The organism is Pediococcus damnosus, from assembly GCF_001611155.1.
Lineage (GTDB): Bacteria > Bacillota > Bacilli > Lactobacillales > Lactobacillaceae > Pediococcus > Pediococcus damnosus.
In genome coordinates this window covers 1,526,427-1,541,845 of record NZ_CP012294.1, presented here as the reverse complement: position 1 = coordinate 1,541,845, position 15,419 = coordinate 1,526,427, and the positions used below count along the sequence as shown (strand labels likewise).

The 15,419-nt window shown below is 37.8% G+C and carries 14 protein-coding genes and 1 pseudogene; 6 read left to right on the top strand and 9 right to left on the bottom strand.

Going from position 1 to position 15,419, the window contains the following annotated elements; translation table 11 throughout:
- Positions 1–8: 8 nt before the first annotated feature.
- Complete coding sequence (locus ADU73_RS07125) at positions 9–3,008, bottom strand: type I restriction endonuclease subunit R (RefSeq protein ID WP_062913332.1); 3,000 nt, start codon at positions 3,006–3,008, stop codon at positions 9–11.
- Positions 3,009–3,755: 747 nt separating this feature from the next.
- On the opposite strand from ADU73_RS07125, the gene ADU73_RS07120 reads away from it, so the two are divergent.
- Entirely contained in the window at positions 3,756–4,526 is a 771-nt protein-coding gene (locus ADU73_RS07120) for an acetoin reductase (protein ID WP_062913331.1), read from the top strand.
- 163 nt (positions 4,527–4,689) lie between these two features.
- Here the strand turns inward: ADU73_RS07120 and ADU73_RS07115 are convergent, their stop codons facing one another.
- The 5 genes and pseudogenes from ADU73_RS07115 to ADU73_RS07090 form a co-directional block, all read right to left on the bottom strand.
- Positions 4,690–5,529 (bottom strand): nucleotidyl transferase AbiEii/AbiGii toxin family protein, encoded by an 840-nt coding sequence (locus ADU73_RS07115; RefSeq protein WP_046872182.1) that lies wholly within the window; start codon positions 5,527–5,529, stop codon positions 4,690–4,692.
- Positions 5,530–5,549: 20 nt separating this feature from the next.
- Complete coding sequence (locus ADU73_RS07110) at positions 5,550–6,143, bottom strand: type IV toxin-antitoxin system AbiEi family antitoxin domain-containing protein (protein ID WP_046872183.1); 594 nt, start codon at positions 6,141–6,143, stop codon at positions 5,550–5,552.
- Between the two features lie 310 nt (positions 6,144–6,453).
- The gene (locus tag ADU73_RS07105; protein WP_062913330.1) at positions 6,454–7,101 is read right to left on the bottom strand and encodes a sulfite exporter TauE/SafE family protein; all 648 of its coding nucleotides are present in this window, start codon (positions 7,099–7,101) and stop codon (positions 6,454–6,456) included.
- A gap of 601 nt (positions 7,102–7,702) precedes the next feature.
- The gene (locus ADU73_RS07095; RefSeq protein WP_046872186.1) at positions 7,703–8,236 is read right to left on the bottom strand and encodes a Dps family protein; all 534 of its coding nucleotides are present in this window, start codon (positions 8,234–8,236) and stop codon (positions 7,703–7,705) included.
- A gap of 105 nt (positions 8,237–8,341) precedes the next feature.
- Positions 8,342–9,031, bottom strand: a pseudogene (locus ADU73_RS07090) (N-acetylmannosamine-6-phosphate 2-epimerase).
- Between the two features lie 156 nt (positions 9,032–9,187).
- On the opposite strand from ADU73_RS07090, the gene ADU73_RS07085 reads away from it, so the two are divergent.
- A complete protein-coding gene (locus ADU73_RS07085) occupies positions 9,188–10,057 on the top strand; it encodes a MurR/RpiR family transcriptional regulator (protein WP_046872188.1) in 870 nt (289 codons plus the stop codon).
- A 101-nt stretch (positions 10,058–10,158) separates the two neighbouring features.
- Here ADU73_RS07085 and ADU73_RS10520 read toward each other — a convergent pair whose 3' ends face one another.
- Complete coding sequence (locus ADU73_RS10520; RefSeq protein WP_158510933.1) at positions 10,159–10,308, bottom strand: hypothetical protein; 150 nt, start codon at positions 10,306–10,308, stop codon at positions 10,159–10,161.
- 5 nt (positions 10,309–10,313) lie between these two features.
- Positions 10,314–11,747 (bottom strand): hypothetical protein, encoded by a 1,434-nt coding sequence (locus ADU73_RS07080; protein WP_062913328.1) that lies wholly within the window; start codon positions 11,745–11,747, stop codon positions 10,314–10,316.
- A gap of 184 nt (positions 11,748–11,931) precedes the next feature.
- Between ADU73_RS07080 and ADU73_RS07075 the strand changes: the two genes are divergently transcribed.
- The 4 genes from ADU73_RS07075 (at position 11,932) to ADU73_RS07065 (ending at position 14,660) form a co-directional block, all read left to right on the top strand.
- Complete coding sequence (locus ADU73_RS07075; protein ID WP_056986623.1) at positions 11,932–13,308, top strand: ISLre2 family transposase; 1,377 nt, start codon at positions 11,932–11,934, stop codon at positions 13,306–13,308.
- A 316-nt stretch (positions 13,309–13,624) separates the two neighbouring features.
- Complete coding sequence (locus tag ADU73_RS10430) at positions 13,625–13,747, top strand: AbrB family transcriptional regulator (RefSeq protein WP_100078054.1); 123 nt, start codon at positions 13,625–13,627, stop codon at positions 13,745–13,747.
- Between the two features lie 256 nt (positions 13,748–14,003).
- A complete protein-coding gene (locus tag ADU73_RS07070) occupies positions 14,004–14,204 on the top strand; it encodes a type II toxin-antitoxin system HicA family toxin (protein WP_046871693.1) in 201 nt (66 codons plus the stop codon).
- A 21-nt stretch (positions 14,205–14,225) separates the two neighbouring features.
- On the top strand, positions 14,226–14,660 hold the full coding sequence (locus ADU73_RS07065; protein ID WP_046871692.1) for a type II toxin-antitoxin system HicB family antitoxin: 435 nt from the start codon (positions 14,226–14,228) through the stop codon (positions 14,658–14,660).
- 56 nt (positions 14,661–14,716) lie between these two features.
- On the opposite strand, the gene ADU73_RS07060 is transcribed toward ADU73_RS07065, so the two are convergent.
- A complete protein-coding gene (locus ADU73_RS07060; RefSeq protein WP_046871691.1) occupies positions 14,717–15,406 on the bottom strand; it encodes a hypothetical protein in 690 nt (229 codons plus the stop codon).
- Positions 15,407–15,419: the final 13 nt, after the last annotated feature.

Genomic DNA, 15,419 nt, shown 5'->3' with positions numbered 1-15,419 from the left:
CTTCTTCACTAGTATTTGGCTAATTCTTTTTTTATAAACTCTTTCGATGCTGTCGTAGCAGCCGTCTTATATTGAAGAACATTCTTAAAAACATGTCCATTCATTTCGGCCGTCGTTTTATCGGCTGTTCTTCTTAAATCACGTTCATGATCAAACTTACCGTTCGCAACGTATTCTGTGTTTAAACGTGTCAATTGATCCGGATCCAGTCCCCATTCATCACAAAAATCGAGAATCGCACGTTTTTTCTTACGATCCTGACGAATAGCAAACGCACTAATTGCATCAAAATCCTTATCTCCCTCTAACACAGGCGTTTCATTCACAAAATTCTTAATTTGTTCGGCAGTCAGTGAATGTCCAGACTTAGCGTATTTCTCTAAAGCTACTTCTAATTTCTTCTGTGCATCTGCTGTTCGTTGTTTATCTTTTTCTGTTTGGCTTTCCATAAATTCATGTTGAGTTTGAATTGCTTTAGTTGCTAAGGTCAGCACATATTCCTTATCAATAACTAATTCATGAATAACGACATCTTCAAAATCAAAATTTAATAACTCCTGTTGTTCAGGATCATCTGGCTCCTCATCTTGGCTCTCAGTGACGATGGCTTTAATATTTTCAAAAGCACCCTGATAATAACCATATTCTTCTTGGGTAATGCCATATTCATCTGCCTGCTGATCCCAATTGAATTCGGAATAAGAGGCAATGTATTGTAGTTTTTTGGCTACACTTCGAAAACACGTTAAAAATTCGATCTGATCATCCTGACTTGCATCTTGTAAATCATTAGCATCTTCTGGTTGAGGTACATTATTTCGTAAATTATCTACCTCTTCATGAAATTCATTTTGCATTTGATCAAATTCAGGTCGAAAAACTTTTTTAAAGGTTCCCGGGCCAGCATATTTTTCAAAAGCATCCTTGGTTCTTTCTTCCATCATTTTAGGCCTCCGGAAAACAACAATATTGCCTTGAGACTTATTTTTATCAAATACACGGTTAGTACGTGCATATGCTTGAATTAATCCTTGATATTCCATCAACTTGTCTAAATAAAGGGTATTAAGCCGTTGAGCATCGAAACCAGTGAGTAACCGCGCGACCACAATTGTTAAGTCAATCGATTCTTCAGGTTTAATATGCCGATATTGACCTTCCATGCGCGCAGATCTTTTTGCCACATCCTCAATATAAGCATTCATATTATCTAAATTAAATGTGGAATCACTGTTGGTGTATTGCCGCGAATAATCCTTCATTGCTTCTACCAAGCCCTCACGTTGGCCTTGATTTGCATCACCATTTTCATTTAATGAATACGTAATTGCGACCTTTAACTTAGATTCACCATTATCACGTTTCTTTTTAAATATGGAATAGAACTTTAAAGCTTGTCGAATCGAGCTAGTTGCTAGAATCGCGTTAAAGCTGCCATTCACTGATTTTTTCTGCCAATTTTTGATAATCCATTTTACTACTTTGTCTCTGTACTTATCTGACTCTTCAGAATCCCCGTCATAAAAATCATCTGGTAAATCAGGCTCCTCAACTTCTTTATTATCTTGGTCTGTAACCTGAGCCAAATTAACATATTCTGAATTAAACTTTAAAATAGCTCCATCATTTAATGCATTTCCAATATTATATTGATGAAGTTCCGGCCCAAATTGCGTTTCGGTTGTCTGATCCTGAGCCGTTTTATTAAATTCAAAAATCGGTGTTCCTGTAAACCCGTACCAGTTTTGTTTTGGAAATGCCTGCTTGATAACTCGTTGCATTTCTCCGAATTGGGATCGATGCGCTTCATCTACAATGAAAACTAACCGCTGATTCATTACCTTATCAAGAATGCCTTTTTTCCCTTCAGCAATTCGAGCATTGTGCTTATCAACCGCAATCTTCATTTTATTAATGGTTGTCACAATGACACCGGTCTTATTAGATTTAAAATGGCGAATCAAATCGTTGGTACTGTTAATCTCAAAAACATTATCATCACTACCACTAGAAAACATAGAGAAATTTTTACCAGATTGTGAATCTAGTTCTTTCCGATCAGATAAAAAGATTACCTGATTACCAGGATCACGCTGCAATAACGTCGCTGTTTTATATGCAGTCATCGTTTTACCAGATCCCGTTGCATGCCAAACATATCCATCTTTGTGTTGGGCAAAAGCGTTTCGAATTGCCTCAACCGCATGAATTTGATAGGGACGTAAAACTACCAAATTCTCGCTATTAACTAACGTAAAGTTACTAATAATATTATGTGCCATAGGTATTTTTAGAAATTCTTCAGTAAATTGTTTCCAATTTCGAACTGCTTTATTGGAAGAATCGAGCCACTCAAAGAAGAACTTATTGTTAAAACTTTTTTCAGACTTTTGATTAGCAAAATAACGGCTTGCATCTTCTTTAAGTGCAACAAAAATTTGAACCAAAGAATATAAACCATCATACTTATGTTCTGATTTATATTTAGCAATTTGATTTGTGGCATGTTTCAAGCTGACATCCACTTTTTTCTCTTCAATTTGAATTAATGGCATCCCATTAAAAAGAAGGGTCACATCAAAACGGCGATTGGGATCATCAGGTTTGTCTTCCATTCCTGGACGAATTGCTTGTTTGACAATTTCATAGTGCATTTGACCACCAGCTACAGCATCACGCCAAAATGTCCGAAGTTGGATCTTACCAAAATCTGGATTTTCTCTAGTCAGATTGATTTCGGCAACATATCCTTTGGTTAGGAAACGGTTGGTATCAGTGGGAGTCAATCCACTAATGAAGCGCATGATATCTTCCATTTCTTTGTCGGTGATATCAACACCTGATAAAACATCTTGATTATTTTGATTTAAAATTTTTCTAAAATGGTTTTCAAGTTGTTTTGGTGTCGCATTTTCTAGTTCTGATAAATACGTCCAGCCATTATGACAGAGTGTTTCAATGAATTCATTTTCAAAGGGAATCTCTCCCTTGGTTTTATAAAGTGCCATTTTGATTCCTCATGTTTTCCAAAACTTTATTTTTTCTGTTTCTAGTTTTATATAATTCCAACTTAAGTAACATGTATCTCTTTATCTATTTTACAGTATATAAGTCGGCTTGTGTTTTTAACTTCACTTAAAAAAGATTCTTAACTTCATTTGGTCAAGAATCCTTCAACAAACTAACACTTTCACTACATTTATTCATGTTATGATGATCCATCACCTAATTAGCCTGTTCAAATACAATTTTAATAATATTTTAACTTAGCCTTGACATCCACATTATTCCGTATAATAATATGCTGTATTAAGTTAATAGATAAGCAAACAAATAGATGAGTAAATTATTATTACTTCACAGAGAACTGTCATTTTGGTGTAAGGCAGTAGGGACTAATAATTGAAGATGGTCTAATTTAATGTTTTCTGCCACTGAGCTAATCAGTTAAGTGACAGCGGACGCGCCTGATAGCACGCTAGAGTATTCAAATTATGTAGTACTCGAAAAGGAATAACTTGTGAGAGTTATTTAAAATAAGGTGGTAACGCGAAAAGCAGTTTCGTCCTTAATCTATTGAAAGATTAAGGACGAAACTGCTTTTTTATTTTTGAATTACAAAACAGAGGTGAAACTACAAAAAACACTAGGCATCACCAATTTAACCGCCATATAGTCTGAATTAAATTCATTTGAAACACATCATCTGTTGTTGCTAACTAAACATCTTAAATCAAAGAAGAAGAGGAAAAAATATGAGTAAATTAGCTATTATTACAGGCGCCGGTCAAGGTATCGGCGAGGGTATCGCTCATCGCTTGGCCCAAGATGGTTATGCGATCGCTGTTGCAGATATCAATCAAAATACCGCTAACAAAGTTGCACAGGATTTACAGGACGATGGTTATTCTGCTAAGTCCTACTTAGTAGACGTCGCAAATCGTGAACAAGTTTTCCAATTAGTTGCTGATGCAGTTGCTGACTTAGGCGAGCTTTCCGTATATGTTAACAACGCCGGCGTTGCATTTATTGATTCGTTTATCGACTCTGACCCAAATGGCGTCGAACGTTTATTGGATGTTAATCTCAAGGGAACTTATTGGGGGATTCAAGCTGCGGCAACACAATTTAAAAACCAGGGTCATGGTGGCCGCATTGTTAATGCCGCATCCCTTGCTGGCTATGAAGCTTCCGCATTACAAAGTGCTTATTCTGCTTCAAAGTTTGGGATCCGTGGATTAACCCAGTCTGCCGCTAAGGAGCTGGCTAAATACAAAATTACCGTTAATGCTTATAATCCTGGCATTGTGCGTACTAAAATGCGCGACGCGATTGATAAAAAAACCGCCAGTATCAAACATAAAACTGTTGCGCAACAACAGGCTGATTGTTTAACCGAAATCGCTATTGGTCGTGAAGCGACACCTGCTGATATAGCTGAAGTGGTTGCCTGGTTTGCCTCTGACGCTGCTGGTTATGTGACAGGCCAGTCCCTACAGGTTGATGGCGGTATGAGATTCCATTAAAAATATGATTACAAAAGTACATTTCTGGTTTTATAAACAGAAACGTACTTTTTAATTCTTTGTTCTTCAATATCTGTTATTGATAAGAATGTTTTATCTGACAGGTTAAAAAATCTTTAATCAACTCGTGTCAATTTTCAATACTAAATTAAACTGTCTACCACTATTTACTTTTCTCGAAAATACAATCAAAAAGTCGACGTACTGCCAAACACGTTTCTGAAAATTCAATATTCATCGCGTAATCATTATCTTCTGCATAAACTCTCCATGTTCTCTGTAATTCTGGATTTTTCTCAATTAATTTTAGTATTTTTAGATAGTTAGGTATTAAACTTAAACTACCACGTTTTTTACTGGTATTTTTTATAGCTGTTCTAAGTATTTTGAAATCAATATTCTTTTTTTCTAACTTTTCTAACATATAAACATCATAAAAATCCTTGGCTCTAGTATTATCAATGGACCTGGAAATAATGGATTCCATTTTTTCTGCAAGAATAGTTTCAATATTATATGCCATAACATGGATAGTTCTTTCTTCAGTCAAAAGTTTATGCCCATACTTCATTTCTTTAGGTGTGATTTTGTCACCCGTAGATATATCGATTTTTATTGTAGTTTGTATTTTAAAGTAATGTGCACTGATATGAACACGATATCCATTGTATTCATCATCTTTACGAATAGGTTCTATTTTTTTAAATTCAAGGTAAATTGCATCATCGGGTAAATGAATTGAACAAATTTGAATAACCGCTGCTTGCATCGATTGCATTGTTACTGATAACCCCACAATGGTTGTATCTAGATCCATTGTTGTTCGCGTATTGGTCCCAATTAGTGATGCAATTAGAAAACCACCCTTTAAAACAAAATTATTTTTCATTTTAGATACTGAAATTCGTTCGAGTAATTCATCTAGCATGACTCCTTGTAGCATTAACTGTACAGAAATATTTCGTTCTTTCGCTTCCTTCTTTAAATATGCTTTAAACTGCATACCGTTCACAAAATGATCTTTTATAACAAAACCTCCATGTAATTTCTAATGATTTTTTCAACACTCATTATTTCAGCATATTTCATAAGTTTAGTGACATCTTTATTTTTTAACTGAGCATACTCGTTCATTGCCTGTGAAATTAGTTCAGCGTCCTTACGATTTTTTCCGCGAACTAAATCACAAAGCGTTTTTTCAATGTTATAAACTTTCACACTGTTTCCATTGGGTGTAATCCCAGTTACAATGCCCAGATTATATAAGTCTTTCTTCTGAGAATAAGCTCTAACTTTTTCCTTAGGCAACGATGCCGTATTGTATGGTCGTGGAAACGTCATATCAAATTTACGTGGCGTTCTATCCGTCATTTCATGTAAAAAAAGTGCTGTGTTATATGAAAAAATTCCCTTTTTAAAACGATACTGTAAATTAAACATTTCATCTTCAAATAAATCAGGGTCACCATAAATACCAGGTTCCATTCGTTCAATAACTCCAGCCTTAGCCAACTTGGACAAATAAAACCTGTTAATACCAATTTGCATTGCATCTTTGTTGGTTATATACCCGTTATTCTCTTGCATAAAGGCAATTATTTTTTCATTTGTTTGCATTAGTAACCTCTTTTAACGATTTTGTTTCATTATATCATCTATGCAACATATTCGTTAAATAAAAAGGATTTCCTATTCTGCACCTCCCCCTCAAAATATAAATACACATTAAGTTCATCAATTGATGTTTTAATTCAAATTTTCAAACTATTTATCTATGAAATATAGATTTATTCTGAAGAACCAAAAAACATTGTGACTTTAAATAGTCGCGACGTTTCGAATTAATCCCATTTAATTTTAAAAATCACATTTATGCTTCATTAGCTAAATACTTCTTATTTTTCACAAGATCAATTTAGTCCCAGCTCTAGAAAAACAAATAATAAATCCCACTCAGTCCAATAAACCGGTAAATCCATTTTCTAAACACTTGGTCATCAAGTTTAGACGCAATTCTGGTTGCGATAATTGTTCCAATTCCAGCGGCAACCATCCCCACCAAGATGTAAGGTACATCATGGGGTACCAGAATTCCATTGGCCACTCGCACACTGTTTATGTAAAAAGCATCAATTAAAAAGAATCCCTGGATGTTAGCCGTATATTCCGGAATTGACTTAGATAATGACAGGAAATAGAGTGCCATCAAAGGACCGCCAATCCCCAGCAAGCCATTGAAGAATCCAGAAATAATCATAAAACCAACTGCTATGTACCAAGGAAACTTGCGATCACCCGAGTTTTTGACCAATGTAAAGTACAAATACAGCGCCACCAGCAAACCACCCAACATCATCCGCATCACATGGGTATCCAAAACGCTACTAAGATGCACTGACCAGGTGGCCACCGCCGCATAAATAATGAATGGTGGTAGCACGCGTTTTAACTTAAATTCATGCCGATATCTGAACGTCAAACCGACCATGCTTGCCAACATGCTTAATCCAGCGATTCCGGCGGCCGGAGCAATCGGCAACATTGCCGGAAAGAAAATTAATAACCAAGTTGCCATGACGAATCTCCTCTAATAAGTTATGCATCTAGTATAGATTAACCACAGACCAAGGTCAATGACTTCATTAGCTTAAAACTACCGAATCGGGAATTGAATAAAATTCTTTGCTTCACTATACTTTTTTCGAACAAAAAGGCTTCAACATCATTCGTTGAGACCAGGCATGCTCTTTTATTTATTTGAAATTCCGTGGGAACCAGTTTAATGAGCCGATTATGGGTCAACCAACAAATGATCTTCAAGTTAGCACACGTTTTACCATAATTTCCATACCTAGCAAGTGTATCATATTGGCCCATCCTAACCATTTTTACCGATGGCATTGTTTGTATTTTTAACGAATTATTAGTTGTTGTAAGCCATTCAGAATTTAAATTCTTTAATCTAAAATATTCTCCTTGAAGAGCCACCCGTCAATATGGACAATCTCCAGCAATGATGATAGCGTGTAATAGAAATGAAGAGTCCATGACTCAAGGAAAATATTCTCTAAAGACGCATACGTCCAGGTATGCCGTCTTTTTTTACACAAAAATACTTCTCCACCGATCAGAGTGAAGAACTACGGTCATTGCACCGATTCTATCTATTTCGGATCTTAATTGTCCTCTGGATCTCCTGGGCCGTCCGGACCTTTAGGACTCTCAGGCTTTGCTTCATTCTCCTGTGGTCCTTTATCCAAGAAGGCACTCACCATCCAAATCAGTTTATCCATTTCGGCTTTATAGCCGTTTAACATATCCTGCGTAGGTAGGTCGTGCTCTTCATCTGTGATCTCAATTCCTTGTTGGTACTGATCGCGCACGTACCTAAAATCATGATCCAAATGTTGCATCAGTTCAGGAAGTGGAAATTGACCAAACTCGATTATCTCATCTGGTAAATTTGTGTGATCGATAAATTCATGGGTCGTCGCAAATGGTTTCCCACCAAGAGCGATTAACCGTTCTGCCACTTCATCTAATTGTTCCGCAAACTCTTCATTGAAGTCATCCATTTTTGGATGTAATTTAAAGAATTCGGGACCTCGCATATACCAGTGAATCTGTTGAACATTGACTTGTAACTGACTCAAATCAGCAATCAATTGGTTTAAATGTGCTTGAGTCTTGGGAAATTGATCTTCGCTCATAAAAAGTAGCTCCTTCCAGTTTCCCAGGCTTAGCCAACCATTGGCTATACTTTCAGCTTAAAGGGTTTCAGCGCTCGACTCAAGGAATTTGACCACCGTTTTTAGTTACTGAATGGCTGCCACAAATCGTTCTGCAATTTCTTTGGGCCGCGTAATCGCACCACCAACCACAACACTCATTGCACCAATCCTCAAAGCCTCTTTTGCCATTCCCGGTTCGTGAATTCTGCCTTCCGCAATCGTTGGAATTCCCGCTTGAACTAACTTTTTAATTAAAACAAAATCAGGCCCCGTTTGCGTTTGGCTTTCTTATGTATAGCCACTTAACGTGGTCCCCACAAAATCCACACCGGCCTCATAAGCCACTTTGCCCTCTTCAAACGTCGAAGTATCGGCCATGAAAAGTTGATCAGGATATTTAGCTTTCATCTGATGAATAAACTCAGGCACCGTCAAACCATCGTGTCTTGGGCGATCTGTACAATCAAACGCAATCACGGCAACTCCTGTGGCAACCAATTCAGATACCTCTTTTGCGGTCGCGGTAATGAATGGTTTTTCTGGCAGGTAATCCCGTTTGATGATGCCGATAATTGGCAAATCCGTCACAGCTTGAATCTGTTTGATATCACGAACCGAATTGGCCCGTAATCCTTTGGCACCGGCCTGTTCTGCTGCTTTGGCAAACAAAGGCATGACGCCGCCCTGTTCGGTATACATCGGTTCATTAGTAAGGGCTTGGCAAGATACAATGAGATTTCCTTTAACTTGATTGACAAATGCTTGTTTATTCATTGTTTTTCCTCCATAATATATTTATATTGGATAATTTCTCCACAAGCAAAGAATACCACGTTACTTTTTAATTGTAAACGGATACAACAAATCGATTTCTTTTTGCGTTTTTGGAGTGTAAAATAATTAGTAAGAGAAACTGGAGGAAAATTTGCCATGACCTATGTAGAAACAATCAAGTTGCGCTATGATGATTTAACCAAATCTGAAAAGAAAGTTGCCGATTATGTGATTGGAGCGGGCGATAAACTCATCAACCAAACTTTAACGGATGTCAAAAAAGCAACCGGTGTGGGTGACGCAACGATTGTCCGTTTCTGTCAAAAACTAAACTATCAGGGCTTTTCTGACTTAAAAATTGCCATTGCAAAAGTTGCCTATAAACAGGACACAGCCAAAGAGTCACCCGATTCTTACGTGGATCTCGTCAGCAATCGTTTGATGGATGCCATCCGCTCCACTTCCGCGTTAGTAAACGTCAAAGACCTCAACCGCGGCATTGAGCTCATTCACAATGCTCAGCGAATTTTTATCTTTGGCGTGGGTTCAAGTGGCGTCACCGCAATGGACATGGCTTCGCGGTTTCTGCGCGAAGGCATTCAAGCCGAAGCGATTACCGATTCACATTATCAGGCACAAAATGCCGCGTTGATGAACGAACACGATTTAGTCATTGCCTTTAGTCTGTCGGGAAGCACAAAGGATGTTTTTGATTCTTGCAAAGTTGCCAAACAGAATGGTGCCAAATTAATCATTGTGACCAACCATTTGTTGTCTCCAATTGCCAAACAGGGTGATGTCGTCTTGCAAACTGCAGTGGAAGAACTGTTAATGAACGGCGGTTCTCTATCTGGCAAGATTTCGCAACTCTGTGTGTGTGATCTCTTGATTACAGGTTACACAATTACTTATCACATAAACTCGTTGAAAATGCGTGAACGCGTTTTACGATCAATTATTAATAAATCGATGGACTATCCTTTTCAGGAAGCTAACTTCCAATTTAATGGCTTTTTTGCCATTTAGGAAAGCTAGCTTCTTTTTTGTTAACTAAGGAAATTTTAAAACCGATAAACATCAAAAAAAAGCCCCGTATAATTGCAGGCTTTAATGCTCATATTTATTTACTACCAGTACCCTTTATTTTCACCAGTCGCAAAACCGTACTTTGTGAGTTGCGGATACAAACCGAATTTGCTTAGCAAAGCGCCCACCATATCATGGGTATTTAAGCGATAAAAATGAATAAGTTTGTTTTTTGGCACTGATTTATCCATGATAGCTACCTGGCTATGGTGCATCCCCCGGTATCACAAAAAACAAGATCAAATCGTTTTGCCCCAGCCAGCATCGCTAATCGGTCGCCCTTAATTTCGGCCGTATCTGCCACCGTCGTGATTACGCCAAATGGCTTCAAATATTCCTTATAATCAAAATTCCGTTTCCATGTGGCAATCAACACCTGCTTACCATCCAAAGCTGACTTCACTTCAGGCATAACTTTGTTCGTCGATAGCCGTTGTTTATGATTATGATGCGCCACTCGCTCCAAACGCCGCTTGAAAAATGGCAAAGCTTTCTCTAAAACAAGTTCTGTATCGTCCTGTACCAAACGACCACGGTATGCATTGCCATTTACCAATTCAAGTTGCTTCGGATTTTTAACATTATAGTGAATGACAAAATTCACGTCGGTAAATGTTGTGACATTCTCTGTGATATGAATAAACCCAAACCGAATCTGCGGATCTTGATTTTCAACTTCTTGCGCCATTTGAGGCTCAACACGCCGCATATAGGCATCATATAAACGCTCCAATAAATCGAATTCGGATAGATCCGCTCGCCCAACTCTCGTCATTAACGTTTCCAATAATGTTTTAGTCGAAACGCGATGCAATTGGTGTTCAACGTTGAAATTTACCAAGGATTCAAAACGGTTACTGATAATTTGGCGATTTAAATTAGCTTGATTGGCCGCTTTTTGAGCAGCTTTAATTTGTATTTTTAGCTGTTGATTTTCTTGGTGAACGGTTTTCATTTCAGCTTTGGTTGTTTCTTGATTTTTAATCTCTTCTCTAAATAATTTGAGCATATCAGCTGCTGATAACTGGTAATAATGTGTTTTCTGCCCAAGATAACGATTCGCTAAAAAACCGATTAACACGTTTGATAAACTTTGAACCTGTTTTTGATGTTCATCGGCAGCTAACTTTGGTTTGACGTGGCGAGCTAATATGGTAAAGTTCGCTTTAGTTCTTTGCATTTCTTCATGAATCGCCAGTACTTCATCGTTTGCGAGGGATTTTTCTGCGAGGAGCCGTTTAATCACCGCTTCTTTTTGTTGCAGCTCTTGTTCATTATCCTTAAGTTGCTGGTCTTTGGCCTGTAATTTTTGTTGCAAATTAGTCTGATTAGCGTTTCGTTTTTGCTTATTTAATTGCTGACTTAACTGTAAATTTTGTTTACCACTGGCCACCAATTTCTTTTGGAGTTTGGTATACTGCTGCTTTAACTTCCGATACTTTGTCTTCTCGTGATCATTTTTCGGCAATGATGACTGTGATTTAGCGGTGGCTTCTGGCGCAATTGTCTCGCTAGCTTGCCGATCCAATTGCTGTTTTCGAAACTCAGCCAATTTTTTCCGGTGATCCGCTTGTTGTTTGTGTTTTGTATCCCGCTGCTGCTGACGAAAACCAGAATGAAATTTTGCCATTGTAACCCTCCTCTCATTTTATTGTTTAGCCTTAGTATATCAAACTAACGACTAACTTTTACAATGTTGAAGTGTTAGTGTAAAGTTTTAGTAGGAAAGTGAAAAAAAGTCTTTTCAAAACAAGAGAAGACCGTTAATCTTCTAATTAGGTATAGCAGCCAAAAATTAGGAGGTAACGGTCTTCATGTCTCAAATATTAACAGAAATCATGACAGTTTTAAAGGATAGTAATAATTTATTTGATGCGGAACAGAATTTAATGATGCAGTGTCAGACGTTGATTGCCACTGCCTTAGGCCAGGCGTTAGAAGATCTTGATGATCTTCTAATTGGCGAAACAGAATACCAAGAAATTGTGGGCAAGCGCGAAAGAACTTTGAATTTTATGTGTGGGGCCGTGACTTTCAAACGCCGGTTAGTGAAACTAACTGATAAAAAATATGTATTTCCTTTAGATCGTTATTTGCAGTTAATTCCACGAAGTAGATTTTCACCCTTAATGGTCGAAAAGGTTGCCAAGCTAGCTTCACATAGTGTTTTACGGACAACAGCTTTGGCTGTTAACCTTTTAACCCCACTTTCTATCAGTCATCAGAAAGTTGGTCAACTTTATCAAACAGCAGGTACGCAATGTGAAAAGCAGCGTGAAGAAACCACGTTAGTAACTGTAGCAAAGAAACGTCAAGTTCCTTATTTATATCTAGAAGGTGATGCCTTTTGTGTCGCCATAAAGGCTAAACACCACCATAAGAATATCTTCGTGCACCGACTTCAATTAACGGAAGGCATTACCCAAAATGGCCAGCGCCGACAGACGCTAAACCGGCATGTGTTTACAGGATTAAACCGCCGAGTAGTTTTTAAGCAAGCACAAGATTATTTAAGTCAAAACTATGATTTACAACACACTACGGTGATCACCGGTAGCGATAATGGCAGTGGTTATGAACCATCCTGCTTTGATGAATTAGCAATTGGGGCAAAAAAACATGAACATTTTTTAGATTGTTATCACTTGAATCGAAAAATTCGTAAGCGATTAAGCATGATGCCTAAGAAACTACAAAATATGTTATTTCAGGCTGTTCATAATTGGGATAGTGACCAAATTCAGGTTATTCTTGATACTTGTGAATCAATAGCTAGCGATACAGATAGTCTTGAGTCAATTCAACTTTTACGGCGTTATTTGAAGCGTAATTGGAATTACTTAAAACCAGCTGTTGAGCGCAGCTTAACGGCTGAAAATGTGTGCTTGGGTGGTTGTGAAAGTAACCATCGTCGTTTTACGTACCGATTAAAGCATCAAGGTCGTTCTTGGAGTATACCTGGCTTAAAAGCAATGGTCAATGTGATTACGAGTGAAATTAATGGTCAACTGGAAGCGGCAATGTTAAATGTCCCCGCCGCCTCACCAATAAACGTCAAACCAGTTAACATATCTGCAAGTCATTTTCTTAAGCAACCCTTTACGCAACATCAAGGAATCAAGCATGGTAGTCTTCACCTAGATGCAGCAACCAGTAGTGCTATGGGTAATTTGGTGAAGATTATTTCGTAAAACCTGAATAATAGGTGTAGTGGAGGCGTTGATGAAAGAGTGTGTCGATGTCACTTGGCGATTTATCGCTTAGAGACATGGGAAGACTGGAGAGATCCACTTCTGGCCTGATGAGGGACAGAAGTTAGCTCGCAAGCGACCCACACGGCCCCACATCAGCGCCGGAACGGAACAAAAAGCAGGTAAAAGCTTAAATAAAATCTAATTAGAAGTACAACCTACTAAAACTTGACACATACTGTTGAAGTGAGTTAATTGACTAAAAGACCACTTACTAATAAACTCTAAATGGAAGAAGCATAAGGAGCTGAATATCATGGATCAAAAAAAGGATACTTTTTGGGACAAGGTTAACGCACATGTCGCCAAGTATGGCAGCATCGACACACCACAAATAGATTTCGGATCGGACGTTGGTGCTGAGGTAATTGATGATTAATAAATACTGACAACTATCAACTGATATTCAATACAGTTATTCTTGCGCGCATAAGTATGTCCCCCAACCATTAATTTGGTCGGGGGTTTTTATTTTTTGTTCAAACTTCGCTTTAAAAAACATTGTCCAAAACTGCGTAGTTTATATAGAGAATGAAAATTCAAAACAAATAATTATTTTTACTCAATAGATAATATGCTTTGACGTAACACGTACTACACGTGTAAAATAATAACTGTCAGAAAGTTTGTGCATAATGCCGATGACCCAAAAACAAATGGTTAAGTTACTAAAAATTAATGGATGGATCAAATCTTCTGGTGGTAAAGGATCCCACATCAAAATGTCGAAACCGGTAAAACGACCTATCACTGTGCCCCATGGGGAGCTTAATAAATTTACTGAACGTGCTATAAAAAAAGAAGCTGACTTAGAGAGTAGTCAACTTCATTTGTAATCTATTTGAGGAGGAATTTTTATGTTTGCTAGTTATCCAGCGTTATTCTATTATGATAAATCAGAGAAAGTTCCTTTTTTTATCACATTTCCAGATTTCACAAACTCGGCCACCCAAGGAACAAGTATTTCTGATGCGATGGCAATGGCTTCTGATTGGCTTGGCATTACGATTGCTGACTCTTTAGAGAATAATCGTAATTTGCCTAAGCCATCTGATATTAAATCGCTCTCCTTAAAAAAAGATAATCCTTATCCTAATGATCTTAAATATGATCCTGCTTTATCCTTTGTTTCAATGGTACTAGTTGATCTAACTGGCTATATTGATTCCGGTCAGCCAATCAAAAAAACATTAACAATTCCAAAATGGGCCGACAAACTCGGTAAAGAGTTAAAACTAAATTTTTCACAAACGCTAACCGATGCTATCGCTAACAAAAAACTAAATAACTAAATAACTAATAAAACCCCAGCCAAATCAATGGTTGGGGTTTTATTAAATCAAAATTTTTATTTCAAAGTATCTTTAGCAATCTTTGCGGTTGTCTTTGCGTTAACGCCAGTGACTCGCGCCACTTTTTTGCCTTGTTGCCAACTAATGCTGTTCGCTGGTTTAGTTTGATTAGAATTGTAAACTACCACATCACCATGCGTAACTTTTTTAGTTGTCACTTTGGTTGATTTCAACGTCTTTTGCACTTTGTTAGCCACTTTGGTTGCAGCTTTATTCGAGCTATTCACTGTTCCCGTGCCCATTTGATCAGAATTTGCCACTGCGGTCACATCCCAACCATTTTTTTGCCACTGAATATAAACATGTCCCATGACGCCCTGTTTAACGGCTTTGGTTCCGTCTGCAAGAGTGATTTTAGGGCCATTGGTTTCAGTCACATTATGATAATTAGCAAAACTACTCTTTGCCTGACTGTTACTTTGGTATTTATTCTGTTTATAAGTTGCTGCGGTGGCCGTGTTGGCGCCATTTGTGTAGGTAACTTTGCCACTGGTACTATTGCCAGTCACAGACTGAACTTCAGTATTCGTGCCATCCACTTTTTCTGGGGCTGCTAACCCACTGCTGGCCGGCGTTGTCACCGCATGAATGGTGGCGGCATTTTGTGAATGGCTTGCACCACCAATTCCAAGAAGTGCAACTCCTAAAATTAAACTACAACTTGCTAATACGACTTGTTTTTTCATTTGATTTGCCTCC